At 70.8% G+C, this 25,135-nt stretch carries 21 protein-coding genes; 7 read left to right on the top strand and 14 right to left on the bottom strand.

All coding sequences use genetic code 11. The features are described from left to right. Positions 1 to 18 precede the first annotated feature (18 nt). Complete coding sequence (locus tag ACZ7CD_RS35295) at positions 19 to 408, top strand: response regulator (protein ID WP_360400196.1); 390 nt, start codon at positions 19 to 21, stop codon at positions 406 to 408. On the opposite strand, the gene ACZ7CD_RS35290 is transcribed toward ACZ7CD_RS35295, so the two are convergent. The 7 genes from ACZ7CD_RS35290 to tkt all read right to left on the bottom strand — a co-directional run bounded on the left by ACZ7CD_RS35290 (position 396) and on the right by tkt (position 11,711). Continuing rightward, positions 396 to 3,299 carry a substrate-binding domain-containing protein gene (locus tag ACZ7CD_RS35290; RefSeq protein ID WP_470380602.1) on the bottom strand — a complete coding sequence of 968 codons (2,904 nt, stop codon included), beginning with the start codon at positions 3,297 to 3,299 and terminating at the stop codon, positions 396 to 398. The two genes, ACZ7CD_RS35295 and ACZ7CD_RS35290, sit on opposite strands and share 13 nt — an antisense overlap. A 237-nt stretch (positions 3,300 to 3,536) precedes the next feature. Next, entirely contained in the window at positions 3,537 to 4,316 is a 780-nt protein-coding gene (gene pgl, locus ACZ7CD_RS35285) for a 6-phosphogluconolactonase (protein WP_360400202.1), read from the bottom strand. After that, positions 4,313 to 5,362 (bottom strand): glucose-6-phosphate dehydrogenase assembly protein OpcA, encoded by a 1,050-nt coding sequence (opcA, locus tag ACZ7CD_RS35280; RefSeq protein ID WP_360400205.1) that lies wholly within the window; start codon positions 5,360 to 5,362, stop codon positions 4,313 to 4,315. The genes pgl and opcA overlap by 4 nt, the downstream gene beginning before the upstream one ends. Next, positions 5,359 to 6,846, bottom strand: a complete 1,488-nt coding sequence (gene zwf, locus ACZ7CD_RS35275) for a glucose-6-phosphate dehydrogenase (protein WP_360400332.1) — start codon at positions 6,844 to 6,846, stop codon at positions 5,359 to 5,361. The genes opcA and zwf overlap by 4 nt, the downstream gene beginning before the upstream one ends. A 53-nt stretch (positions 6,847 to 6,899) precedes the next feature. Next, positions 6,900 to 8,486: a glucose-6-phosphate isomerase gene (locus tag ACZ7CD_RS35270; RefSeq protein WP_470380601.1), complete on the bottom strand. Its 1,587-nt coding sequence runs from the start codon at positions 8,484 to 8,486 to the stop codon at positions 6,900 to 6,902. 25 nt (positions 8,487 to 8,511) lie between these two features. After that, on the bottom strand, positions 8,512 to 9,624 hold the full coding sequence (tal, locus tag ACZ7CD_RS35265; RefSeq protein ID WP_360400211.1) for a transaldolase: 1,113 nt from the start codon (positions 9,622 to 9,624) through the stop codon (positions 8,512 to 8,514). Continuing rightward, positions 9,621 to 11,711: a transketolase gene (gene tkt / locus ACZ7CD_RS35260; RefSeq protein ID WP_470380600.1), complete on the bottom strand. Its 2,091-nt coding sequence runs from the start codon at positions 11,709 to 11,711 to the stop codon at positions 9,621 to 9,623. Before tkt ends, tal begins: the two co-directional genes overlap by 4 nt. Before the next feature lie 264 nt (positions 11,712 to 11,975). Between tkt and ACZ7CD_RS35255 the strand changes: the two genes are divergently transcribed. Together ACZ7CD_RS35255 and ACZ7CD_RS35250 are read left to right on the top strand one after the other, a co-directional pair. Next, positions 11,976 to 12,908, top strand: coding sequence for a heme o synthase (locus tag ACZ7CD_RS35255; RefSeq protein WP_470380599.1), 933 nt, complete (start codon positions 11,976 to 11,978; stop codon positions 12,906 to 12,908). Between the two features lie 22 nt (positions 12,909 to 12,930). Continuing rightward, complete coding sequence (locus ACZ7CD_RS35250) at positions 12,931 to 14,928, top strand: hypothetical protein (RefSeq protein WP_470380598.1); 1,998 nt, start codon at positions 12,931 to 12,933, stop codon at positions 14,926 to 14,928. A 2-nt stretch (positions 14,929 to 14,930) separates the two neighbouring features. On the opposite strand, the gene ACZ7CD_RS35245 is transcribed toward ACZ7CD_RS35250, so the two are convergent. The 3 genes from ACZ7CD_RS35245 to ACZ7CD_RS35235 all read right to left on the bottom strand — a co-directional run bounded on the left by ACZ7CD_RS35245 (position 14,931) and on the right by ACZ7CD_RS35235 (position 17,301). After that, positions 14,931 to 15,581 (bottom strand): HD family phosphohydrolase, encoded by a 651-nt coding sequence (locus ACZ7CD_RS35245; RefSeq protein WP_470371063.1) that lies wholly within the window; start codon positions 15,579 to 15,581, stop codon positions 14,931 to 14,933. Between the two features lie 61 nt (positions 15,582 to 15,642). Then, positions 15,643 to 16,290 carry a hypothetical protein gene (locus ACZ7CD_RS35240; RefSeq protein WP_360400225.1) on the bottom strand — a complete coding sequence of 216 codons (648 nt, stop codon included), beginning with the start codon at positions 16,288 to 16,290 and terminating at the stop codon, positions 15,643 to 15,645. 6 nt (positions 16,291 to 16,296) lie between these two features. Then, positions 16,297 to 17,301, bottom strand: a complete 1,005-nt coding sequence (locus ACZ7CD_RS35235) for a hypothetical protein (RefSeq protein ID WP_360400335.1) — start codon at positions 17,299 to 17,301, stop codon at positions 16,297 to 16,299. 408 nt (positions 17,302 to 17,709) lie between these two features. Between ACZ7CD_RS35235 and ACZ7CD_RS35230 the strand changes: the two genes are divergently transcribed. Next, positions 17,710 to 18,219 (top strand): FKBP-type peptidyl-prolyl cis-trans isomerase, encoded by a 510-nt coding sequence (locus ACZ7CD_RS35230; protein WP_360400228.1) that lies wholly within the window; start codon positions 17,710 to 17,712, stop codon positions 18,217 to 18,219. Between the two features lie 163 nt (positions 18,220 to 18,382). Here ACZ7CD_RS35230 and ACZ7CD_RS35225 read toward each other — a convergent pair whose 3' ends face one another. Continuing rightward, the gene (locus ACZ7CD_RS35225; RefSeq protein ID WP_360400231.1) at positions 18,383 to 19,324 is read right to left on the bottom strand and encodes a quinone oxidoreductase family protein; all 942 of its coding nucleotides are present in this window, start codon (positions 19,322 to 19,324) and stop codon (positions 18,383 to 18,385) included. 99 nt (positions 19,325 to 19,423) lie between these two features. Next, entirely contained in the window at positions 19,424 to 21,010 is a 1,587-nt protein-coding gene (locus ACZ7CD_RS35220; RefSeq protein WP_470380597.1) for a DUF885 domain-containing protein, read from the bottom strand. A 37-nt stretch (positions 21,011 to 21,047) separates the two neighbouring features. Between ACZ7CD_RS35220 and ACZ7CD_RS35215 the strand changes: the two genes are divergently transcribed. The 3 genes from ACZ7CD_RS35215 to ACZ7CD_RS35205 are packed head-to-tail and all read left to right on the top strand — an operon-like array spanning position 21,048 to position 23,002. After that, on the top strand, positions 21,048 to 21,338 hold the full coding sequence (locus tag ACZ7CD_RS35215; RefSeq protein WP_360400237.1) for a hypothetical protein: 291 nt from the start codon (positions 21,048 to 21,050) through the stop codon (positions 21,336 to 21,338). Continuing rightward, entirely contained in the window at positions 21,335 to 22,180 is an 846-nt protein-coding gene (locus tag ACZ7CD_RS35210; protein WP_470380596.1) for an ATP-grasp domain-containing protein, read from the top strand. Before ACZ7CD_RS35215 ends, ACZ7CD_RS35210 begins: the two co-directional genes overlap by 4 nt. Positions 22,181 to 22,207: 27 nt before the next feature. Next, positions 22,208 to 23,002: an alpha/beta fold hydrolase gene (locus tag ACZ7CD_RS35205; protein WP_470380595.1), complete on the top strand. Its 795-nt coding sequence runs from the start codon at positions 22,208 to 22,210 to the stop codon at positions 23,000 to 23,002. Here ACZ7CD_RS35205 and ACZ7CD_RS35200 read toward each other — a convergent pair. Together ACZ7CD_RS35200 and ACZ7CD_RS35195 are read right to left on the bottom strand one after the other, a co-directional pair. After that, the gene (locus ACZ7CD_RS35200; protein WP_470380594.1) at positions 22,988 to 24,565 is read right to left on the bottom strand and encodes a solute symporter family protein; all 1,578 of its coding nucleotides are present in this window, start codon (positions 24,563 to 24,565) and stop codon (positions 22,988 to 22,990) included. The two genes, ACZ7CD_RS35205 and ACZ7CD_RS35200, sit on opposite strands and share 15 nt — an antisense overlap. Beyond that, complete coding sequence (locus tag ACZ7CD_RS35195) at positions 24,562 to 24,972, bottom strand: DUF485 domain-containing protein (RefSeq protein ID WP_360400249.1); 411 nt, start codon at positions 24,970 to 24,972, stop codon at positions 24,562 to 24,564. Before ACZ7CD_RS35195 ends, ACZ7CD_RS35200 begins: the two co-directional genes overlap by 4 nt. Between the last annotated feature and the right edge of the window lie 163 nt (positions 24,973 to 25,135).

Here is a 25,135-nt window from a genome sequence, read left to right as displayed (position 1 = left end):
TCCGGCATAATGACGCGCATGCAGCAAGCCGGTCTGGTGCTCGTGGTCGAGGACGAGGACCCCGTGCGGAGGTACACCGTCAGCCTGCTCGAGGAGCTGGGCTACCGCGTCCTGCAGGCGGCGGACGGCGCGGAGGCGATCGCGGTCCTGCGCGCGCGCCACGCGGAGATCAGCGCGATGCTGCTCGACCACAGCATGCCCGGCCTGTCCGGCGGCGAGGTGCTGGCCGAGCTGGAGCGCGAGGGGCTGTCCGTGCCCGTCGTGCTGACCAGCGGCCACGACCGCACGGTCCTGGAACACCGGTTCGCGGGCCACGCCGTGGCGGGCTACCTGCAGAAACCGTTCCGGATCGAAGCGCTCGACGAGACCGTGCGGCTCGCGGTCGCCCAGCGCGCTCAGACGTCCTGATCGAGGACCTGGCGGACCGCCTCCAGCAGCTCCGACTCCACGTACGGCTTGCTGATCAGCACCTCGGAGGTCATCGGCTCGTCGGTGGTGTAGCCGGACATGTAGATCACGGCCGGCGCCGCCCCCGCCGACCGCAGCAGCGCCACGAGCTCCGGTCCGCCCATCTTCGGCATGACGACGTCGGTGAGCACCAGGTCGATCGTGCTGCGGTGCTCGGTCGCGAGCTGCAGCGCCTCCTGGCCGTCGCCCGCCTCGACCACCACGTACCCGGCGGCCTCCAGCGAACGGCGGGTCATGGCCCGCACCTGGGCGTCGTCCTCCACCAGCAGCACCGTGCCCGCGCCCAGCTGGGTGGTGACACGACGCGTGAACGGCGCCGTGGGCGTGCCCTCTCTCTCGTACGGCACCGGTAGGTACACCTCGATGGTCGTGCCCTCGCCGGGGGCGCTGATCACCTCGATCTGGCCGCCGCTCTGCTGCACGATGCCGAACACCGTGGACAGTCCCAGCCCGGTGCCCTTGCCGACCGGTTTCGTCGTGAAGTACGGCTCGAACACCTGCGCCAGCACGGACTTGTCCATGCCCGCACCGGTGTCGCGCACCCGCATCACCACGTACGCGCCCGGCCGCACGCCCACGATCCGGCCGGTGTCACCGGGCCCGAGCGTGGCGTCGCCGATCTGCACGGTCAGCCTGCCGCCCTGGGGCATCGCGTCGCGCGAGTTCACCGCGAGGTTGAACAGGATCTGCTCGATCTGGCCCGCGTCCGCCCACACCCGCGAGACGCCGCCGGGCAGGTCGAGCTCCAGCTCGATCCCCTCGCCCACGAGCGTGCGCAGCATCGAGCCGACCTTCGTGAGGTTCTCCCTGAGGTCGAGCGACTCGGGGTGCAGCACCTGCTGGCGGGTGAACGCGAGCAGCTGCCGGGTCAGGTTCGCCGCCCGCTCACCGGCGTGGCGGATGTCCTCGATCGCCGCGCGCCGCGGGTCGTCGGGCAGGGTGCGCCGCAGCAGCATCTCGCTGTTGCCGTTCACCACGGTCAGGATGTTGTTGAAGTCGTGCGCGATGCCACCGGTCAACCGGCCGATGGCCTCCATCTTCTGCGCGTGCCGCAGCTGCGCCTCGGTCTCGCCGACGCGTTCCTCGAGCCGGGCGCGCGCGTCCTTCAGCTCCTGCATCAGCCGGATGCCGCGCAGGGCGCTGCTGAGCTGCTGCTGCACGGCCTCGTAGATCCAGCCCTGCTCCGGGCCCTCCTCGAAGATCACGTACCCGAGCTGCTCGTCGTCGGCGTGGAGCGGGGCGACCAGCGCGCTGAACGGCTCATCGCGGCGGAACGGGTACGGCGTCAGCGCGATGGCGGGGAACGGCCTGGCCGGAGCGGTCCGCACCGCGCCCCGCTCGTAGCGGACGAGCACACGGGCTATGCCGGGCGCCTCGTACGCCATGACGTGGCAACCGGGGATGCCCAGCCGCGGCAGCTCCTCGACCAGCGCGTCGGTGAGCTCGCTGACCGTCCTCGACGCGATGAGCCGTTGCCCGGCTTCGCGCACCGTCTGGTCGTGGCGCTCGTGCGACAGGTACGCGAACTTCGCGTCCGTGCGGAACGCGTCGCCCACCAGCAGCTGCACGCGCAACCACAGCTCCTGGAACACGGCGGCGTCGGTGACCCGTGCGGTGACGAACCGGTAGAGGTCGAACAGCGGCGCCCACCAGCTCTCCGGCGAACACCCGGCGCGCGCGCTCGCCCGGATGTACTCGGCGAGCAGCTTGAGGAACTCCGCCCCCTCGACCTCCCCGCGTCCGGCGGCCATCAGCTCGACGACGAGCTGTTCGGCCCAGCCCTCCGGCAGCGCCTCCGCCGACGGGCCGAGCGAGGACCGCAGGTGCCCGGCCACGGTGTGCGCGCTCGCCGACTCGGTGAGGTTCAGCCGGCCGTGCGCGGGCGCGTGCTCGCCCAGCCCGGTGGGCAGGCAGCCGCACGACCGGCGCACCACCAGCTCGGTGCGCATCGTCTGCACCGGCGGCGTGGGCCGCTTGCGCGCCAGCGCCAGCGCCAGCTCCGCCGCCCGGACCCCCATCTGGTGGAAGGGGGCGCGGACCGTGGTGAACGCGGGCATCGCCGCGTCGATGTCGACCTTGCGGTGCACCCGGACCTGGTGACCGGAACCGGACGTCGTGGCGTACCCGAGGTCGTGGGTGCGGACGTTGGTGTGGTTGTCGTAGCCGACGACCGCGATGTCCTCCGGGATGCGGAACCCCAGGGCCTCCAGCGCGGACACGACACCGATCGCGTAGTCGTCGTTGGCGGCGGCGACCGCGTCCGGCGGCCGGTCCACCGACGCGAGCACGGCGCGCACCGCGTCCGCAGCGGTGCTCGGCTCCCAGACGAACGAACCGGGCACCGTCACCAGCCGCGGGTCGAGCGGAATCCCGTGCTTGCGCAACGAGTCCGCGTACCCCTGGTACCGCTCCTGCGCCCCGGCGTGCGACCGCGGACCGCGCACGAACGCGATGCGCCTGCGGCCGTGCACCTCGATGAGGTGGTCGACGGCCTGTTCCATGCCTTTGCGGTTGTCCATCAAGATGGCCGGCCACTGCGCGAGGGAGGTCTCCACACTCACGATCGGCGTCGGTGCGTACCGCTTCACGTACTCCTGCATGCCCTCGGAGCCGATGAGCTGCCCCACGCGCGTGGTCCACACGACGAGCGCGTCGACCCGGTCCGGTGACACGAGCTCGTACACGGAGTTGGCCTGGCGCTTGTGCGGGTCCGGGTGGCCGAGCTCGGTGCCCACGAAGCACACCAGGTCGCACCCGAGCCGCTGCGCACCCTCGCTGACACCGCGCCACTGCTCGCCCGCGAGCTCGATCAGCGGGCCAGCGGTGATCATCCCGATGGTGGGCCGCCGCTCCGCACTGCCGTTCGCCACAAAACCCCCGCTGCCTCAACGCGATTCGAGATGATACGCGCAGCCGGGGGAATGCCCGGACTGTTGCGAGGGGGAACTCTTCGGTGGATTTGGCCGTACTGCACGGAGTTCACGGTCTGGCGGCCTGATCTGCCCCACGCGCTGTACGACCGTGTTCCCCCGACGAAAAAGGCCCCCGGTGCGAACCGGGGGCCCTCGTCATGCCAGCGGGGGTGTGAACAAGGCGGGCACCTTCGAGGCCGCCGCCGTGTCCAGCAGCCACAGCGTGCGGCGGCGTCCGGTGGCACCGGCGGCCGGCAGCTGCACCTCGCCCGCACCGGTCAGGCTCATCGCGACCGCGGCGGCCTTGGCCTCCCCGGTGGTCATCAGCCAGACCTCCTGCGAGTTCCGCACGGCCCCCAGCGTCAGCGACACGCGGGTCGGCGGCGGCTTGGGGCAGTTGCGGACGGCCACGACCGACCGCTCCTCCTCGTACACCGCAGGGGAAGCGGGGAAGACCGACGCCACGTGGCCCTCCTCGCCGACACCCAGCATGCAGACGTCGAACGACGGCACGTCGCCGTGGTCCTCCGGGCGGGCCAGCGCGGCCAGCACCGCCGCGTACGCCTCGGCGGCGGCCTCCGGGTCGTCGCCGAACTCGCCGTCGGAGGGCGCCATGACGTGCACGCGCGCCGGGTCGACCGGCACGTGGTCGAGCAGGGCCGCGCGGGCCTGCGTCTCGTTGCGCTCCGGGTGACCGGACGGCAGGAAGCGCTCGTCGCCCCAGAACAGGTCCACGCTGGACCAGTCCACGGCGTCACGGGCGCCGTTGCGGTTGAGGTGCTCCAGGACCGCGGTGCCGGTGCGGCCGCCGGTGAGCACGACCGACGCGGAGCCGCGGGCGGCCTGAGCGTCGACCACGCGGGTCACCAGGCGAGCCGCCGCGGCGGCGGCCAGGAGGTCGCCGTCGCGGTGGACCACTACTTGCGGACTGCTCACGAACCCGCCTTCGCCTTGGGCTTCTTCGCGGCCGCCTTGCCGTTGGGCGCGGGCAGGTCCGCTGCGGCCTCCGGTTCACCGGCCGCCGCCGCGGCCGCGGCCGACTCGGGCTTCGCCGCCGGCGTGCGACCCCGGGAGATCTTCGACAGCGACTTCAGCGCCGCCGCGTAGACCTCGTCCGGGTCGAGCCTGCGCAGCTCCTCCGCGAGGCAGTCGCGCACCGAACGCCGCTGCAGCGCCACCCGCCGCGACGGCTGGCCGGGCTGGGTCAGCGTGCCCACCTTGCCGTCCGGGCGGTGCAGGTCGACGTGACCGGACGCCCGGTTCAGCGTGACCTGGACGATGCCCTCGCCCGAGGTCGCCTTGAAGCGCTTCGCGGGCACCTTCAGCCGGTCGGTCAGCCACGCGGCCAGCAGGTCGGTGGACGGCGAGTCGGCCTCACCGGTCACCTCGGCGTCGACGACCTTCTCGTACGGCGGCAGGTCGAGCGACGAGGCGAGCATGGCGCGCCACAACGTGAGCCGCGTCCACGCCAGGTCCGTGTCGCCGGGCGCGTAGTGCGCCCGCCGGGTCTCCAGGGCCTTGATCGGGTTCTTCTCGGCGGCGGCGTCGGTGATGCGCCGCTGCGCGAGCTGGCCGATCGGGTCCTTCGACGGCGAGATCGGCGCGTCGAACGGCCACCACGCCACGACCGGGGTGTCCGGCAGCAGCAGCGGCATGACGCAGGACGCGCCCTCCTTGGCCAGCTCGCCGTACAGGCGCAGCACCACGACCTCGGACGCGCCCGCGTCACCGCCGACGCGGATCTGGGCGTCCAGCCGGGGAGCCGCCTGCCGGGCGCCGCGCGCCACGACGATCACGCGACAGGGGTGCTCGCGCGAGGCGTCGTTCGCCGCGTCGATCGCGGCGTCGGTGCGCTGGCCGTCCTCGGTCACGATGACCAGGGTCAGCACGCGGCCCAGCGTCGTCGCACCGCCCTCGTCGCGCAGCCGGACGAGCCGGGAGTTGATCTGCGAGGTGGTGGTCGAGGGAAGGTCGATGATCACGGACGCCTCCAGTGCCTTCCGGTCCTGGCGGTCATCGCGTCCGCCGACGGCGGTCCCCAGGTGCCGGCCTTGTACTTCTCGAGAGCCGGTTCGTCCTTGCGGGCCCAGAACTCGAGGATCGGGTCGAGGATCTCCCAGGAGAGCTCGACCTCGTCGTTCTTCGGGAACAGCGACGGCTCGCCGAGCAGCACGTCGAGCAGCAGCCGCTCGTAGGCCTCCGGCGACGACTCGGTGAACGAGTGGCCGTAGCCGAAGTCCATCGTGACGTCGCGGACCTCCATCGTGTTGCCCGGCACCTTCGAGCCGAACCGGATGGTCACGCCCTCGTCCGGCTGCACCCGCACGACGAGCGCGTTCTGGCCGAGCTCCTCGGTCGCGGTGTCGTCGAACGGCAGGTGCGGCGCCCGCTTGAACACGACGGCCACCTCGGTGACGCGGCGGCCCAGGCGCTTGCCGGTGCGCAGGTAGAACGGCACCCCGGCCCACCGGCGGGTGTTGACCTCGCAGGTGATCGCACCGAACGTCTCGGTCTTCGACTCGGGCGAGAAACCGCCCTCCTCCAGCAGACCGGGCACCTTCTGGCCGCCCTGCCAGCCACCGGTGTACTGGCCGCGCGCGGTGGTCTCCTCGAACGGCTCCGCCGGACGCGTCGCCGAGAGGATCTTCACCTTCTCCGCCCGCAGGTCCGACGGCTTGAAGGAGACGGGCTCCTCCATCGCGATCAGCGCGAGCAGCTGCAGCAGGTGGTTCTGGATGACGTCACGCGTGGCGCCGATGCCGTCGTAGTACCCGGCGCGGCCACCGAGACCGATGTCCTCGGCCATGGTGATCTGCACGTGGTCGACGTAGTTCGAGTTCCAGATGGGTTCGTACAGCTGGTTCGCGAACCGCAGCGCCAGGATGTTCTGCACGGTCTCCTTGCCGAGGTAGTGGTCGATGCGGAACACCGACTCCTCGGGGAAGACCTCGTTGACCGTGCGGTTGAGCTCCTTGGCCGAGGCCAGGTCGTGGCCGAACGGCTTCTCGATGACGACGCGGCGCCACTGGTCGTTCTGCGCCTGCGCCAGACCCGCGCGCTTGAGCTGGTTGATCACCGTCGGGAACGCGCCCGGCGGGATCGACAGGTAGAACGCGTGGTTGCCGCCCGTGCCGCGCTCGGTGTCGAGCGCCGCGAGGCAGGAGGCCAGGTTGTCGAACGCCTCGTTGTCGTCGAACGTGCCCTGCACGAACCGGATGCCCTCGGCGAGCTGCTGCCACACGGCCTCGTTGAACGGCGTGCGCGCGTGCTCCTTCACCGCGTCGTGGACGACCTTCATGAAGTCCTGGTCGGCCCAGTCGCGGCGGGCGAAGCCGACGAGACCGAAGCCCGGCGGCAGCAGACCCCGGTTCGCGAGGTCGTAGATCGCGGGCATGAGCTTCTTGCGCGACAGGTCACCGGTGACACCGAAGATGACCAGCGCGCTCGGCCCCGCGATGCGCGGCATGCGCTTGTCGCGCGCGTCCCGCAGCGGGTTGCGCCACTTGGCGGCGGATGTGGTCACGAGCCGTCCTCCTGGACTGCCTCGACGAGCTGGGCCAGACCTGCGATGCGGTCCTGCAGGTGCAGCCGCAGCACCGGGCGGCCGTGTTCGACGAGGACCTGACCGTCACCGGCCGCCTGCGCGAGCTGCAGCTGCGCCAGCGTGTAGGGACGGCCGGGCACCTCCAGGTCGTCACCGGACTCGCCGGTGATCTGGATGAACACGCCGTTCTGGTGACCGCCCTTGTGGTACTGGCCGGTCGAGTGCAGGAACCGCGGACCCCAGCCGAACGTGGTCTGCAGGTGCGTCCTCTTCGCGATCTCCGCGCGGAGCAGCTCGAAGGACGCGTCGTCGATCCTGTCCAGGTACGCCTGAACGGAGATGTAGCTGTGCTCGGGCGCCACCTCGACCAGGGCGGCGAGCGCCTCGGCGACGGTGTGGACCTCCCGCGGGGCCCAGTCGGTGCCGTGGCCCTCGACCGGACCGTCCACGAAGGACGGAGCGGTGGCCGAGACCGCCGGCGCGTCGAGCAGCGCCCGCGCGGCCTTCTTCGCGGCCTCGACGTCGGGCTGGTCGAACGGGTTGATGCCGAGCACCCGGCCGACGAGCGCGGTCGCGTACTCCCACAGCAGGAACTGCGCGCCGAGCGGGCCCTCCACGGCCACGTGCGCCGACCCGGTGGCCGGTCCGATCGCGACGGTGGTGGCGTCGGAGCGGGCGTCGACGAAGCCGGGGGCACCGGGGCCCTCGACGACGACGGGCAGCAGGCCGGTGCCGTTCTTGCCGGTGGACTCGGCGATCAGCTGCTCGGCCCAGTCGCCGAAGCCCTTGATGCCCGAGCCGGTGTCGGCGAACACGACCTTCTCCGCGCCGTTGGCGTGCGCGGCACCGAAGATCGCGGCCAGCCGCACCGCGGGGTTGTCGACCGAGTCCTGGGAGAGGACCTTCGCCTCGGCGGCGGCGTCGTCGAGCAGGGACTCGACGTCGGCGCCCGCGAGGTAGGACGGCACCAGGCCGAACGCGGTCAGCGCGGAGTAGCGGCCACCCACGTGCGGGTCGGCCAGGAACACCTTGCGGTAGCCCGCCTCCTCGGACGCCTTCTGCAGCGGCGAGCCGGGGTCGGTGACCACCACGATGCGCGACGCGGCGTCGATGCCCGCGTCCGCGAAGGCCTTCTCGAAGATCCGCCGGTGGCTGTCGGTCTCGACGGTGCCACCGGACTTGGACGACACCACGATCACCGTGCGCTCGAGGTCACCGGCGAGCGCGTCGGCGACCTGGGCGGGATCGGTGGTGTCCAGCACGACCAGCGGGACGCCCGCGGTGCGCGTGATCACCTCGGGGGCCAGCGACGAGCCGCCCATCCCGGCGAGCACGACGCGGTCGACGCCTTCGGCGTGCAGTGCGGAGCGCAGGGCCACGAGGTCGGGGAGCAGCGCACGGGACGACTCGTGCAGCGTGGTCCAGGAGAGGCGGATGCCCGCCTCGGACTCGGCTTCCGGCCCCCACAGGGTCGGGTCCTGCGCGGTCAGCTTGCTCGGCACCGAATCCGCGACCAGGTCAGCAGCGATCGTGCTGACCTGGTCGGCGTTCGGTGACCTCACGATGTCGACGGAGGTCACTTGATGATCAGCCCTTCAGCTTCGCCAGTTGGTTCGTCACCGTCTCGAGCAACTCTTCCCAGGACTTCTCGAACTTCTCGACGCCCTCGGTCTCCAGCGCGACGAACACGTCCTGGAGGTCGATGCCGACGGCGCTGAGCCGGTCGAACACCTCCTGGCCCTCCGCGGCGCGCCCGGTGACCGTGTCACCGGTGATCTCGCCCGCGTCGGCGACGGCCTGCAGCGTCTTCTCCGGCATCGTGTTCACGACGTCGTTCACGACGAGCTGGTCGACGTAGAGGGTGGGGGAGTAGCTCGGGTCCTTCACACCGGTCGAGGCCCACAGCGGGCGCTGCGCGTTCGCGCCGTCCGCCTTGAGGGCCTCCCAGCGCTCGCCCTGGAAGGTCTGCTCGAACGCGCCGTAGGCGATCCACGCGTTGGCCAGCGCGGCCTTGCCCAGCAGCGCGGTGGCCTCGTCCGTGCCGATCGCCTTCAGCCGCTTGTCGATCTCGGTGTCCACCCGGGACACGAAGAACGACGCGACCGAGTGGATCGAGCGCAGGTCGTGGCCGTTCGCCTTGGCCTGCTCCAGGCCCGCGATGTAGGCCTCCATGACCTTCTCGTACCGCTCGACCGAGAAGATCAGCGTGACGTTGACGGAGATGCCCTCGGCGATCACCTTCGTGATCGCGGGGATGCCCGCCTCGGTGGCCGGGATCTTCACCAGCAGGTTCGGCCGGTCCACGGTCTTCCACAGGTCCTGCGCCTCGGCGACGGTCTTGTCCGTCTCGAACGCCAGGCGCGGGTCGACCTCGATGGAGACGCGGCCGTCCACACCGTTCGTGCTGTTGTAGACGTCGCGGAACTTGTCGCACGCGTTGCGCACGTCGGTCGTGGTGACCTCGCGGATGGTCGCCTCGGTGTCGGCGCCCCGGTTCGCGAGCTCGCGGACCTGCTCGTCGTAGGACTCGCCCTTCGACAGGGCGCCCGCGAAGATCGTCGGGTTCGTCGTGACACCGACGACGTTCCAGTCGCGGATCAGCTCGTCCAGGTTGCCGCTGGTCAGGCGCTCGCGGGACAGGTCGTCCAGCCAGATGGAGACACCGGCGCCGGACAGTGCGTCGAGATGCGGCTTGCTCACTTGTTACCCCTCACGTTGTCAAGGGAACGGCGGGCGGCGGCGACGACGTCTTCCGTCGTGAAGCCGAACTCCTTGAACAGGACCTGGTAGTCGGCCGAGGCACCGAAGTGCTCGATCGAGACGATCTCGCCGGCGTCGCCGACGTAGCGGTACCACGGCTGTGCGATACCGGCTTCCACCGCGACGCGCGCCTTGACCGCCTTCGGCAGGACCGACTCGCGGTACTCGGCGTCCTGCTTCTCGAACCACTCGACGGACGGCATGGAGACCACGCGCACCGCAACGCCCTCGCCCTGCAGGACCTTTCCGGCCTCCAGGGCGACCTGCAGCTCGGAGCCGGTGCCGATGATCACGATCTCCGGGTTGTCGTCACCGAGGAGCACGTAACCGCCGCGCTTGACGCCCTCCGCGGAGGTGCCTTCGAGGATCGGGAGGTTCTGCCGGCTCAGCGCGAGGCCCACCGGGCCGAGCTGCTCGACGACGGCCTTCCACGCATACGCGGTCTCGTTGGCGTCACCGGGGCGCACGACAGCGAAGTCCGGGATCGCGCGCAGGGCCGCGAGGTGCTCGATCGGCTGGTGCGTCGGGCCGTCCTCACCCAGGCCGATGGAGTCGTGCGTCCAGACGTAGGTGACGGCGGCCTGCATGATCGCGGCCAGGCGCACCGCGGGGCGCATGTAGTCGGAGAACACGAGGAACGTGCCACCGAACGGGCGCGTCGGGCCGTGCAGCGCGATGCCGTTGAGGATCATGCCCATGGCGTTCTCGCGGACACCGAAGTGCAGCACGCGGCCGTACGGGTCGGCGCTCCACATCTCGGTCGAGATCGAGGCCGGGCCGAAGGACTTGGCGTCCTTGATCGTGGTCAGGTTCGACTCGGCGAGGTCGGCGGAACCGCCCCACAGCTCGGGCAGGTGCTTCGCCAGCCCGTTGATCGCCTCACCGGAGGCCTTGCGGGTCGAGATCTCCTTGCCGCCCGGCTCGTAGGAGGGCAGGTCGGCGTCCCAGCCCTGCGGCAGCTCGCGGGCGACGAGCCGGTCGAGCAGCGCCTTGTTCTCGCCGTTGGCCGAGGCCCACGTGTCGAAGGACTTCTGCCACTCGGCCTTGGCGTGCTCGCCGCGCTTGACGACCTCGCGGGCGTGCGCGAGCACCTCGTCGGCGACCTCGAAGGTCTGCTCGGGGTCGAACCCGAGGATCTCCTTCGTGGCCTTGACCTCGTCGACGCCCAGCGCGGCACCGTGCGCGGCACCGGTGTTCTGCTTGTTCGGCGCCGGGTAGCCGATGATCGTGCGCAGCAGGATGAACGACGGCTTGTCGGTGACGGCCTTGGCCTTCTCGACGGCCTCGAGGATGCCCTTGACGTTCTCGCCGGACTCCACGACCTGGACGTGCCAGCCGTAGGCCTCGTAGCGCTTCGCGGTGTCCTCGGACAGCGCGATCGTCGTGTCGTCCTCGATGGAGATCTTGTTGTCGTCGTAGAAGACGACCAGGTTGCCCAGCTGCTGCGTGCCCGCGAGCGACGAGGCCTCGGAGGTGACGCCCTCCTCGATGTCACCGTCGGAGGCGATCACGTAGACGTGGTGGTCGAACGGGCTCTCGCCCGGCGCGGCCGACGGGTCGAAGAGACCACGCTCGCGGCGGGCGGCCATGGCCATGCCGACGGCGGCGGCCAGACCGGAGCCCAGCGGGCCGGTCGTGATCTCGACACCGCGGGTGTGGCCGTGCTCGGGGTGGCCCGGCGTCTTCGAGCCCCACTTGCGCAGGTGCTTGAGGTCGTCGAGCTCCAGGCCGTAGCCCGACAGGAACAGCTGGACGTACAGCGTCAGGCTGGAGTGGCCCGCGGACAGCACGAACCGGTCGCGGCCGATCCAGTCCGGGTCGGCGGGGTCGTGCCGCAGCACCCGCTGGAACAGCGTGTAAGCGAGGGGCGCGAGGCTCATCGCGGTGCCGGGATGACCGTTGCCGACGTTCTGCACGGCGTCCGCCGCGAGCACCCGAGCGGTGTCGACGGCGCGCTTGTCGAGCTCCGTCCAGTCATCAGGCAGATCGGCCTTGGTGAGCCGGGTGATGTCGTCGGTGACGCTCACGGACTTACAGCTCCACTCTGTCGGTTGGGCGGGTCCCGACCTGTCTGCAGACGACCTTGGTGGATCGATCCCGAAAGGCCTGACCCGCGTGTGTCCCTCGTCCTGCGGCCAGCCTAGTCCTGACACTTGCCGAAGGTGCTCTGAAAGGTCCCGGGCCGGTGTGTGCCCAGGCACACCAGCACCCGAACGGGCTGTGAATCCTGCGCGCGGTTACCATCAGTTGCTGGATTTCCCCCCACTCGCGACATGAGGAGCGTTCCCGCGATGAGTGCCGACAGTCTCGTTGCCGAGGCCCCGGGCAGGTCGCCTCGCCAGGTTGTCGGCGCCTACGTGGCGCTCACCAAGCCGCGGGTCATCGAGCTCCTGCTGATCACCACGATCCCCGCGATGCTGCTGGCCCAGCACGGTATGCCACCGCTGTGGCTGATCGCCTGCACCCTCACCGGCGGTACCCTCGCCGCGGGGTCGGCAAACGCCCTCAACTGCTTCGTGGACGCCGACATCGACTCGGTCATGAAGCGGACCGCGGGCCGGCCCCTCGCGCACAACGCCATCCCGCCGCGCAACGCCCTGATCTTCGGCATCGTGCTCGGGGTCGTCTCGTTCGCGTTCCTGTGGATCTTCGTCAACCTCATGTCGGCCGCGTTCGCGGTGGCGACGATCCTCTTCTACATCTTCGTGTACACGCTCGTGCTCAAGCGCCGCACCTCCCAGAACATCATCTGGGGCGGCATGGCGGGCTGCATGCCGGTGATCATCGGCTGGAGCGCGGTGACGGGCACGGTCGAGTGGCCCGCCCTCGTGATGTTCGGCGTCATCTTCTTCTGGACCCCGCCGCACACCTGGGCCCTCGCGATGAAGTTCAAGGACGACTACGCCAGGGCAGGCGTGCCGATGCTGCCGGTGGTGGCCACAGCCGCGCAGGTGACGCGGCAGATCGTCATCTACAGCTGGATCACCGTGGTCTGCACGCTCGCACTCGCCCCGGTCACCTCGTGGATCTACGTCGCCGTGGCGGCGCTGTCGGGCGTGTGGTTCGCCGTGTTCGCCCACAAGCTGCACAACGTCGTGCGCCGCGGTGGTTCCACGAACACCATGAAGTTCTTCCACATGTCGAACCTCTACCTGATGCTGGTGTTCTGCGGGCTCGCCGTGGACGCCGTGGTCGGGTTGCCGGTGCTGGGCTGGCCGTTCTAGCTGCACCTCCAGGCGTACGGCTGTGGCGCCCGTCGAGTTCACCGTCTCCGGCGGCGAAGGCTCGCCGCTGGAGCACGTCGCCGCGCTCGCGGACCGGGTGTCGCTGTTCGTCGTGACCGATCCGGGCGGGTGGGCGCAGGTCAGCCGGGGGCTGGCGGTCGGCCGGGCCGGCTCGGCCGCCGTGCGGACCCGCCTGCGGACGCTGCGGTTCGCGGTGCTCGACCTCCGGCACTTCGCCTCGGCCGACGGCCTGCCCCCGATCTCGGACGTGCCCGGCGACGTGGTCGCGCTGCACGACACCCGGGCGTGGGACTCGGCGCCGGTCGTCGCCGCGCTGCGCGGGCTCGGGCGGCCGGTCGTGCTGTTCACCGCCGTGCACGCGTGGGTGTCCGGAGTGGATCCGGCGACCGTGGTCCTGGGCTGGAGCACGCCGCACGTGGTGCTGGCCGCGCCGGTGCGGGCGGGCGAGGTGCGGGTCGAGGACGTCCTGTGGCAGTTCCGCGAGCTGGAACGGCGGGGGCGGGCCGGGTTCGTCCCGCTGCCGCAGCCGCCCGTGCCCGACGACCGCGCGGTCACCGTCGTGGTCGCGCTGCCCGGTGCGACCGAGGGCGTCGCGGGAGCGTTGCGGCCGGGTGCCGACTACGAGGTGTGGGTGCACGTCGGGGCGCACGCCACGCCGTTGCCCGGTGACCTGGAGCTGCGGGCGGTGCTCGCCATGTCCGGTCGCGCGGTGCGGACCGAGACGTTCGTGCTGCCCGCCGACGGGGCGGGCCCGTGGGTGAGCTTCCCGGTGACCACGCCGTACGCCGCGGCGCGGTGGACCGGGGAGCTGGTCCTCTACCGCGGTGCGGTGCCGGTGCACGTCCAGCAGGTCGTGCTGCCGGTCGGTGGTGGTGAGTGGCGTGCGGTGCCGCGGTACCGGCTGTCGCGGACGTTCGCCGACGTGGCACCGCTGGCGTCGCGGGTGGCGTCGATCCTGGTGGTGGGGGAGCGGGCGCTGGTCGCGGCCGGTGACGGGGTGCCGTCGTGGGTCGGCCTGGCCGGCTGCGGGCACCCGGTGCTGCCCGTGGCGGGGCTGGACCCCTGGTACGGCAAGGACTTCCCGGCGTACTGCGCGGACCTGGCGGCGTTGGCGCGCGAGGGTGCGGCGTTGTACGCGCGGCTGTTCGCCGGGTCCGCGTTGCCGGAGCTGCTCCGGCGGTCGGCGCGTGCCTCCGGTCGCCCGGCCGGGGTGCTGGTGGCCGAGGTGACCGGGTCGCCGGTGCCGTGGTCGCTGGTCTACGACCTGCCGTTCGCCGATGGGCCCTATCGGCTGTGCGCGTCGGTGGGGCGGTTCGGCCCGTTCGGGCCCGGCGGTGAGGTGCCCGCGCACTGCCCGGTGTCCGACCACAGCGGGAACGTGCTGTGCCCCTTCGGTTTCTGGGGCCTGTCCACTGTGCTGGAACAGCCGGTCGGACCGCTCGTGCGGCAGGTGTCGCAGACCCCGCGGCCGTTCGAGGTGATGATGGCGGTCGACCCCGGGATGGACCGGGCGCTGACCGAACGGCACGCCGCCGAGCTGATGTCGATGCTTCCGCCGGAGGCCGTGTCGTCGGCGTACGTCAGCCCGTCGGAGCTGGGGCACGCGCTGGCCGATGAGTCGGCGGACATCGTGCACCTGCACTTCCGCGAGGGGTCCCTCGACGCGGAGGAGGTCGAACGGTGGAGCCACGACGGTGTGTGGCCGCAGCCGCACTGGCCCACCCGCAAGCCCTTGGTGGTGGCCACCTCCCCGCTGAGCGCGCTGGTCCGGCCGCTCGTCCGGCACGGCGCGTCCGGCGTCATCAGCCCCGCCGTGGCGGTGCCGCAGGACATGGCCGGGTGGGTGACCGGCATGGTGCTGGCCCGGCTCGCGGCCGGGTTCGGCGCGGGTGAGGCGCTGCGGCTGACCCGGTGGGAGATGCTCGGCCGGGGCAACGTGCTGGGCCTCGCCCACGCCCTGAACGCGTCAGCCGACCTGCGGCTGCGGGCCGGCGGCTGAGGTCACGAAGCCACCTTCGCGAGCAGGTCCTCGACGCACGGGTCGTCGAGCGACTCCACGATGCACCGCCACAGCGACAGGTTCGCCTCGGCCCACCGGGTGTAGGTCGCGGCGGCCTCCTCGTCGTAGAAGTAGTAGCCCTCGTCGGCCTTGCCCACCTGCTCGCCGACGATCTTGTGCGCGAGCTCCCGCAGCGTGATGCCGTTCTCCTGCAGGTACTTGTGGGCGAGGACGACCGGTGTGACCGGCAGCGCCTTGAACAGGGTGTCCGCGTCGGACAGCGCCTGCGCCTCCGGTGAGATGTCGCGGTGGCGGGTCCGCATCTCCGCCTCGACCACGATCCGCTCGATCCAGTCGATGTCGCCGACGCACACCCCCGCGACGAACAGCGTCTTGCGGCGCAGCGCCGCGCCGTCGGTCGGCAGCGAGTTGCGCCGGACCATGTAGTTGAGGTCGTGCACCAGCGCGGCCACCTCGACGACGTCGGCGGCGGCGCCGTTGCGGCCGGCGAAGTGCACGGCCTTGTCGCGGACGAAGCTCACGTGGTGCCAGCCGTGGAACTGCAGCTTGGCGGCCAGGTCCTCGCACAGCCGCCGCACCCGTTGCTCCACGTCCGCTATGACAGATCTCGGAATCATCGTGCGCGTACGCATCATCAGCCCTCCTGGCAGGTGGGCTGATGGTAGGCGCGCGCCGAACCCGGCCGCAGAGGCTTCAGAGGTTGTTCGTCAGATCCTCCAGCCGCTCCTCGACCGGCACGTGCCGGTGGCTGACGCCGGTGTCCGGGTCGTAGCTGAGGCTCCACGGCGTGACGGCCCGTGACTTGACGAGGAACGTCATCGTGCCGTCCGCCGCGCGAGGGATCCGGTGGAACTCGTGCGCGAGCAGCGTGCCCGTGGTGCCCGCGGCGCACTGCGTGCGCTTGGTCAGCTCGGTGCTGATGATCGAACGTCCGCCGACGCCCAGCCGTGCGTCGAAGCGTTCGTGCAGGTAGGCGCCGCTGAGGATGGTCGTGCAGAAGTGGTAGCGGTGGTTGTGCACCGAGTCCGCGTAGCCCGTGCGCCAGTCGGCGAGCGGTTTGTACTCGTGCAGCCAGAACGTGAACGGCTCACCCGGCTCGTCACGCAGGCACCACGCGAAGTGCGTCGTCGTCTCCCGCGAGTGCGCGATCACCCACGTCGCCTGCTGCGGTGTGAGCCCGTCGATGTGCGCGCGCAGCTCCTTGCGCAGCTCCGGCCGTGCCGCCCACTCGCGGAACCACCCGCCGACCTCGGCCCAGTGCTCGACCACGGGAGGGTCGGCGCGCTTGACCCGAGCGGTGAGCTCGTCGAGCGCGGACACCCCGGTGAACTCGGCTAGCAAGATCGATCAGCTCCTCAACTGAGCGGAAGCGGAGAATTCGCGGCGAAATGCGTGGAACTTCTCTTCGAGCTCGGTGAACCCGTCGTCGCCGAGGGGTGTTCCGGTGATCTTCTCGAACAACGCCAGGAAGTCGGCGCGGGAGGTGCCCGGCGTGATGACGAAGTGGTATCCGGCCCTGGAGTTGCTGATCCGCAGGAACTCCGCGCGTTCCATTGCGTACAGGAACGAACTCTCCGTGAACCGCAGCGTCCGCGGATATGGCCTGAGCACTCCGGCCGTGTTGCTGTACAACGTGAGCCAGGCGCTGTCGTCGAACAGTTCGAGCCGGTCGAGCGGTGGGTCGGAAACGATGGTGACGTCGATTCTGCTGCACCTGCTCCTGGCCGCGTACAGCCCGACGAGACCGATTCTGATCTGTTCCTTGAGCCGGCGCTGGATCTCCTCGTAGTCGCCGTCGGCGCCCTCGTTGCGCAACAGGTACCGCGCCCGACCGCTGAGGGCGTTGTCGTCGCGCGGGTCCGCCAGCACCGCCCTGAGCTCGCACTCCGTCTGCGACAGCAGCACCCGGCCCGCCGCGTACCGCCCCGCGAACCCGCGGAAGCAGTACAGCCGCGTCCGCTCCAGGTCCTGCATCATGAGCTGGTTGAACACCGGGTCCGGCGTGGCCGTCGGCTCGAACACGTGGCTGGGGAAGAACTCCCGGTCGAGCGCCCGGTACTCCTCGCTCAGCTCCTTCAGCGCCTTGCGGCTTTCCTCGACCACGGGTGTGAGCAGCGCCGTGTGCGCCGCCCTGGACGTGATCAGCGTCTGCGTGAAGCTCACGACAGCGGAAATGAGCGTTCCGGTGCCGACCGACGTCAAGAAGTTCCGCGCCGTCCCCACGTCCATTTGACTGGAAATGGCGAGCGACACCCCGGACGTGACGACGAGTACGAGGAGTAGCAACCCGGTCCGGGTCCAGAACAACTCCTGGATCAGGTTGCTGCGGATGCCTCCGGCCTCCGCGGACACAAGTCCCACCTCCTGGATCACCTCAATGGTCGCTACCCGATCGGACGAATGCTCTCAGTGTCCGATCAAGTGCGCGGAGTTACTGTACGCGTCGGTCAAAAGATAAGGAAGCTGCTGATCGTGCGATATTCCCGGCCGGAATAGTCATCTTCCGGCGCACCCGCTCGTTCGCACCCGTGCGCTCCGGTGACGCGGCGTCGCGAAGTTCCGCCCTCGTGTCGGATGAGGGTGACCCACCCACCCGAACGCACCCGTGGCCTGTGTTCGCCCGGATTGGACCCGCTCCAAGTGGCGGACTCCTTTCACCCGCTCGGCACGTAATTCCGAGTCAGGTGGAATCGGGGTGGCGGCGTCCCGCGACCGGCCTGCTACACCCCGCTCACACCGCCGCCCATAAGCTGCCCGGTCATGCGCACCGTCCTGCTCATCGCTTCCCTCGCCCTGGCCACCACCGCACTCGCGGCGTGCGGCACCGAGGAGAAGCCCGCCGCCGACGCCTCCGCCCCCTGCAAGGCGGAGGACTTCAAGGTCACCGGGGACTTCGGCAAGGCGCCGAAGGTCGAGATCCCGGCCTGCAAGCCCACCGGCGAGCTCATCGTCAAGGACCTCGTGACCGGCACCGGTGCCGAGGTGAAGCCGGGTACGACGGCGTCGGTGAACTACCAGCTCACGACGTTCAGCGACAAGAAGGTGCTGGACAGCTCGTTCGAGCGCGGCGAGCCGTTCGACGTGGAGAACGTCGGGCAGGCGCAGGTCATCGACGGCTGGAACGAGGGCATCGTCGGCCTGAAGGAGAAGGGGCGCCGGCTGCTGGTCGTGCCGCCCGCCAAGGGCTACGGGCAGGGTGGCGGCGGCATCAAGCCGAACGAAACGCTCGTCTTCGTGATCGACGGCGTGAAGGTCACCGCCGCGCAGTAGCCGTTGACCGCACGCGGGGACCTTCCGTGCACCACAAGTGCACAAAAGCTCCCCGCGTGCGCCGCAAGTGCACGAAAGCTCCCCGCGTGCACCACAAGTGCACGGAAGCTCCCCGCGTGCACCACAAGTGCACGGAAGGTCCCCGCGTGCACCTCGGTCAGGGTCAGGGCAGGAGCAGCAGCTTGCCGGTCGTGCGGCGCGACTGCAGGTCCGTGTGCGCCTGCGCGGCCTCGGCCAGCCGGTAGCGGCCGCCGACGCGCACCGACAGCGTGCCCGAGGAGATCGCCGAGAACAGGTCCGCCGCGCGCCACTCGAACTCGGCGCGGTCCAGCAGGTACGCGCCGGTCGACGGCCGGGTCAGGAACACCGAGCCGGCGGCGTTGAGCCGCTGCGGGTCCACCGGCGGCACCGGGCCGGACGACGCGCCGAACAGGGCCAGCAGGCCCCGTGGCTTCAGCGAGGCCAGTGACTGGTCGAACGTGTCCGCGCCGACGCCGTCGTAGACCACGTCGACCTTGTCGATCTGCGCGGCGAAGTCCCCGTAGCGCAGCACCTCGTCCGCGCCGGCCTCGCGGGCCAGCGCCTCCTTCTCGTCGGTCGACACGGTGCCGATCACGTGCGCGCCGTACGACTTGGCCCACTGGGTCAGCAGCAGGCCGACACCGCCGGCCGCCGCGTGCACGAGCACCCGGTCACCGGCCTTCACCCGGTACGTCGAGTGCACGAGGTAGTGCGCGGTGATGCCCTGCAGCAGCGCGGCGGCCGCGAGCTCCACGTCCAGCCCGTCGGGCACCTTCACGGCGGCTGCGGCCGGCACCACGACCTCGGTCGCGTAGCTGCCCAGCACGGACATCCACGCCACCCGGTCGCCCACCGCGAAGTCCGGCGAGCGGGACTCGACGACCTCGCCCGCGCCCTCCAGGCCCAGTGCGGTCGGCAGCGGCACGGGGTAGAGCCCGCTGCGCTGGTAGGTGTCGATGTAGTTCACGCCCGCGGCGCTCACCCGCACCAGCAGCTCGCCGTCACCGGGTGTGCGCGCGTCCACGTCCGCGTGCTCCAGCACCTCCGGACCACCGGCCGCGCGCACCACCACTGCCTTGGGCATCTGTCCTCCTAGATCGGCTCACCCCGGACAACTGCGGCCCGCCACCCGATGTTCCCGGTCCCACCACGCGGGAGCACGGGGCGGTCCACCCCGTGGCCGCTACTCCTCGCCGAGCGCCACGCGCCGCGCGAGCCCCAGCGGCAGGGCACCCGACCCGGCGATGCGGTCGTGGAAGTCGCGCAGCGACCCCAGCCCCGCGGCCAGGTAGTCCTCGCGGATCAGGTCGATCTCCAGCGCACCGGTCAGGTAGGACGGTGCCTGCGTCGGCCACGAGCAGTACCGGCGCACCTCACCCGCCGCCGTGCCGGGCGTCAGCGCCGTGCGCTCCACCATGAACGACTCCGCCTCGTCCGGGGTCATGTCGCCGCAGTGCAACGCCGTGTCGACGACCATCCGCGCCGCGCGGAACAGCCGCGCCTCGACGTGGCCCATCACCGCGCCCGGTGTCGTGTAGTGGCCGACCGAGCGCAGCAGCTTCTCCGCGTACAGCGCCCAGCCCTCGGAGAAGTACGGCGTCCGGAACACCCAGCGCAGCGGGTGCGCGTCCTCCTGCGCCGCGACCCACGACGCGTGCCAGTGGTGGCCGGGGTAGGCCTCGTGCACGGAGATCGTCGGGAGCTGCGAACGGGCGTTGGTGCGCAGCCGCTGGGTGACGTCGACGTCGGAGGCGCCGTCCGGGGTGAACGGCACGAAGAAGTGCCCGAGCCGGCCCGCGGTCATCGGCGGCGGGCCGACGTAGCTCGCCACGGCCATCACCGCGCGGTGGAACGGCGGCGACGGCACGACCCGGCACTCCTCGCCCTCCGGCAGCGTCACCAGCCGGTGCTCGACCAGCGCCGCCCGCGCCCGCGCCGTCTCGGCCTCGTACTCCGCGCGCATCGCCGCCAGCGTCGGCGGGTGGTCGTCCTGCAGCGAGCTCATCACCGCGCGCCAGTCCGGTGTGCCCGCGAGCTCGACCAGCTCGGCCTCCAGCCCCGCGTACGCGTCCTGCCCGCGGCGGTGCAGCTCCGGCGCCCCGTACCCGAGCATCTCCTTGTCCTGCAAGAGGGTCGAGTACAGCTTCTCGCCCATCCGCCAGTCGCCGGTGGCGCGCAGGGCCAGGTCCTCCAGGAACACCGCGAACCGGTCGAACGCCTCCGCGGCGGGCAGCGCGGCCTCCACGAGCTCCGCGCGCAGCTCCGGTGCGGACACCTCCAGCGGCAGCGTGTCAAGGACGAACGACCGCCCGGTCCGCACCTGGCCGAGGGCGCGCCGCACGACCAGCGGCGCCGCGAGCGCCGGGTCGAGGTTGTGCTGGGCCGCCGCCAGCACCGACGGCACCTCCCGCAGCTTCGCGGCGATGGCGGTGACGAGCTCCGCCTCGGGCAGCAGGCGGTGCAGGAACGGTGCGAGCAGCCCGAAGAACAACATGCCCGTGTACGCGTGCGGGTCGCGCCGCCACGCGGGCCACGTCTCCGCGGCGAGCTCACCGCGCAGCACCGACAGCACGAGGTCGCGGTCCACCGACGCCGGCTCCGCCTCCAGCTTCGCGAGCCACGCGGCGTTCTCCCTCGCCCGGTTCTCGAAGGCAGAGGAGGAGAAGTCGCCGAACGTCGCGTAGTGCGGGAGGGAACCGACCTGCGCCGCGTGCGCGGGGTGCTGGTCGAAGTACCAGGCGAGGTAGGACGTGAGCGTGTCGGTGGTCACCCGTCCGAAGTTACCTGCTGGTTTTAGAGTGTGGGACGTGTCTGATCAAACCGCGCAGAAGCGCATCGCCGAGTTCGTGAAGGCCCACGGCAAGCCGGACCAGGCCGTTCGCGCGGTCGTCGAGCCGATCGGCCGGGCCGGTGCCCGGATCGTGCTCGTCGGTGCGGACGGTGCCATGGGCGACGTGATGACCGAGGACGTGGAGTCCGCGACCGCCGCCGTCGAGGCCGCCCCCGGCGTCGAGCCCGCCGAGTGGGACCGCGAGACCACCGCCGCGACCAAGATCGGTGCCGAGCACCGCCGCAAGATGGCCAAGATGCAGTCGTGAGGGTCGTCCTGGTCTCCTGCGCGGAGCTGCCCAAGGGCGACGGTGACGACGACGCGCTGTTCGACGCGCTGGCCCGCGACGGCGTGGACGTCACGTGGCAGGTGTGGGGCGGTCCGGTCGACGCCGACCTCGCGGTGCTGCGGGCGCCGTGGGACTACCCCGAGCGGTTCGACGAGTTCCTGGCGTGGTGCGACACGGTGCCGGTGCTCGCGAACCCGGCCGCGGTGGTCCGCTGGAACACCGACAAGTCCTACCTGGTCGAGCTGGCCGGCCGCGGGGTGCCGGTGGTGCCGACGTTCGTCGTGCGGCCCGATGAGACGCCCGAGTGGCCGTCCGGCGAGTTCGTGGTGAAGCCGGCGGTCGGCGCGGGCTCGCGCGGCGCGGGCCGGTTCACCGACCACGACCTGGCGCTGGCACACCTGCGCTCGCTGGGAAAGACGGCGCTCGTGCAGCCCTACCAGTCCAGTGTGGACGCCAACGGGGAGACGGCGCTGGTGTACTTCGCCGGCGAGTACTCGCACTCGTTCCACAAGGGACCGATGCTCGCCAGGGGCGGTGCCGGGTCCGACAACGGCCTGTACCTGGAGGAGAAGCTGGCGGGCGTCGAACCGTCGGCGGCGCAGCGCGCACTCGGTGACGCGGTGCTGGACGCGGCCGCAGACCTGCTCGCGGTGCCGCGCGAGGAGCTGCTGTACGCCCGCGTCGACGTCGTCGAGGACGCGGACGGGGCACCGCTGCTGCTGGAGCTGGAGCTGACCGAGCCGACGCTCGGGTTCCGGTACACCGGTGAGGAGGCGGCTGCCCGGATGAGCGCGGCGATCAGGGCGGCGGCCACCCGGTAGTCGTTCCACACCACCTCGGGGGATTCGGTGAAGGCGGACGTCAACGGCATCACGATCGGCTACGACGACGAGGGCGTGAGCGGCCACGTGCTCGTCCTGGTGCACGGCCACCCGTTCGACCGCACGATGTGGCGCCCGCAGGTCGAGCACTTCGGCCGGCGGGGCTGGCGGGTGGTCGCGGCCGACCTGCGCGGCTACGGCGAGACGACCGTCGTGCCCGGTGTCACGCCGCTGTCGGCGTTCGCCCAGGACGTCGCGGGCCTGCTCGACCACCTCGGCGTCGACCGGTTCGTGCTCGGCGGCCTGTCCATGGGCGGCCAGGTCGTCCTGGAGTGCCAGCGGCTGTTCGGCGAGCGCATCCGCGGTCTCGTGCTCGCGGACACCTTCGCCCAGGCCGAGACGCCGGAGGGCAAGGTCCACCGCAACGCCATGGCCGACCGGCTGCTGCGCGAGGGCATGTCCGGCTACGCCGGCGAGGTGCTCACGAAGATGGTGGCGCCGCACAACGCCGAGGCGCTGCCCGAGGTCGCCGCCCACGTCAGCCGGATGATGCACGACGCGCCGCCGGAGGGTGCCGCGGCGGCGTTGCGCGGCAGGGCCGAACGCCCCGACTACACCGACCTGCTGGGCACCATCGAGGTGCCGACCCTGGTGGTGGTCGGCAGCGACGACGAGTACACGCCGGTGCGCGACGCGGAGTACATGCACGAACGCGTCCCCGGCTCGACCCTCGTCGTCGTGCACGGGGCCGCGCACATGCCCAACCTCGAACGCCCCGAGGTCTTCAACGAGGCGCTCGGCTCCCTGCTAGCGGAGGTCTGACCCGATCCCGGTCAGCCCGCGGACCTCCATCTCCGCCTGCTTCTCCCGGTCGGCCGGCTCGCCGCCGGACACCGTGCCCAGGTACCCGGCCAGGAACGACAGCGGGATCGACACGATGCCGGGGTTGCTGAGCGGGAAGAAGGCGAAGTCGACGTCGGGGAACACCGACGACGGCGAACCGGAGATGGCGGGGGAGAACACGATGAGCAGCACGCACGACGTGAGGCCGCCGTACATGCTCCACAGCGTGCCGCGGGTGTTGAACCGCTTCCAGAACATGGAGTAGAGCAGCGTCGGCAGGTTCGCCGAGGCCGCCAGCGCGAACGCGAGCGCGACCAGGAAGGCGACGTTCTGGCCGTTCGCCGCGATGCCACCGGCGATCGCGAGCACGCCGACGCCGACCGCGGTGTAGCGGGCGACCCTGACCTCGTCGCGCGGGTCGGCCTCACCGCGCTTGATCACGTTGGCGTACACGTCGTGCGCGAAGGAGGCCGACGCGGTCAGCGTCAGACCGGCGACCACCGCGAGGATCGTTGCGAACGCCACCGCGCACACGACGCCGAGCAGCACCGCCCCGCCGATCTGGAACGCCAGCAGCGGGGCCGCCGAGTTCTCGCCGCCGGGAGCGCTGGTGATCTTGTCCGAGCCCACCAGCGCCATCGCGCCGAAGCCGATGACCAGGGTGCACGAGTAGAAGATCGCCATCATCCACGTCGCCCACACGACCGAACGACGCGCCTCGCGCGCGTTGGGCACCGTGTAGAAGCGCATCAGCACGTGGGGGAGTGCCGCCGTGCCGAGCACGAGGGCCAGCGCCAGCGACAGGAAGTCGATCTTGGACAGGTCGGTGGCGCCGTACTTCACGCCCGGCGACAGCACGGCCTCACCGCGCGGCGACCGCTGGGTGGCGCGGTCGAGCATCGAGGACAGGTCGAAGCCGAACTTGCCGATCAGGAAGATGGTCAGCAGCGACACGGTCAGCAGGAGCAGGACGGCCTTGATGATCTGCACCCACGTGGTGCCCTTCATGCCGCCGACCAGCACGTACAGCACCATGACGATGCCCACGACGGCGATGATGACGGCCTGGCCGACCTTGCTGTGGACGTCGAGGAGCAGCGCCATGAGACCGCCGGCGCCCGCCATCTGGGCGATCATGTAGAAGATCGAGATGACCAGCGTCGAGTTGGCGGCCGCGGCGCGCACCGGGCGCTGGCGCATCCGGAACGCCATGACGTCGCCCATGGTGTAGCGGCCGGTGTTGCGCAGGCGCTCGGCGATCAGCATCAGGCCGATCAGCCAGGCGACGACCCACCCGATCGAGTACAGGAACCCGTCGTAGCCGTTGACGGCGATGGCACCGGAGATGCCCAGGAACGACGCGGCGGACAGGAAGTCACCCGACAGTGCGATGCCGTTCTGCGTCCCGGTGAAGCTGCTGCCCGCGGCGTAGTAGTCCGACGCGCTCACGTTCCTGGTCGACGCCCGGTAGACGACGTAGAGCGTGAGCAGGACGAAGATGCCGAAGACGGACAGGTTGATCGCGGTGTTCGCCCCGGTCACGCGAGCTCCTCATCAGCGCCGGCGAGCGCACGGACCCGGTCGACCTGGGGGTCGAGCCGCTTCTTGGAGTAGCGCGCGTACGCCATTGTGATGACGACGGTCGTGACGATCTGGAGGAATCCGAGCGTCAGGCCGACGTTCACCGTTCCGAACAGCGGAGTGCGCATGAAATCGGCGGCGTAAGCCGAAAGCAACACGAACGTGACGTACCACGTGAGGAACAAACCGGTTGCGGGAAGAATGAAACGTGTCACCCGGCGCTTCAGGACGAGGAAATCCTCACTCGTTTGGATGGCACTGAAATCCGGCTCACCGTCACCGTCTATGAGCAATGAGTGACGGGAGTCGTCAAAGGTCGCGAAACCGGGCGTCGCCGGGCGTGACACGGAGGGCAGCGCCTTCGTCATCAACCGCTCGTTTCGTTACGGGGAGTACCCGGCGGGCGCGTGCGCGGACGCCGCTGCCGTGCCGGAGGTGGAGGGCGCCAGCGTAACCACGCGTGGCGGCGAGTCAATCCCTTGCGCGTGCAACACCACCCCAAGAGGTTGCTCGTGACAGCCGGTGATCAAT

Source organism: Lentzea sp. NPDC036949 (genome assembly GCF_055608075.1).
This window is presented reverse-complemented; position numbering and strand designations above follow the sequence as displayed.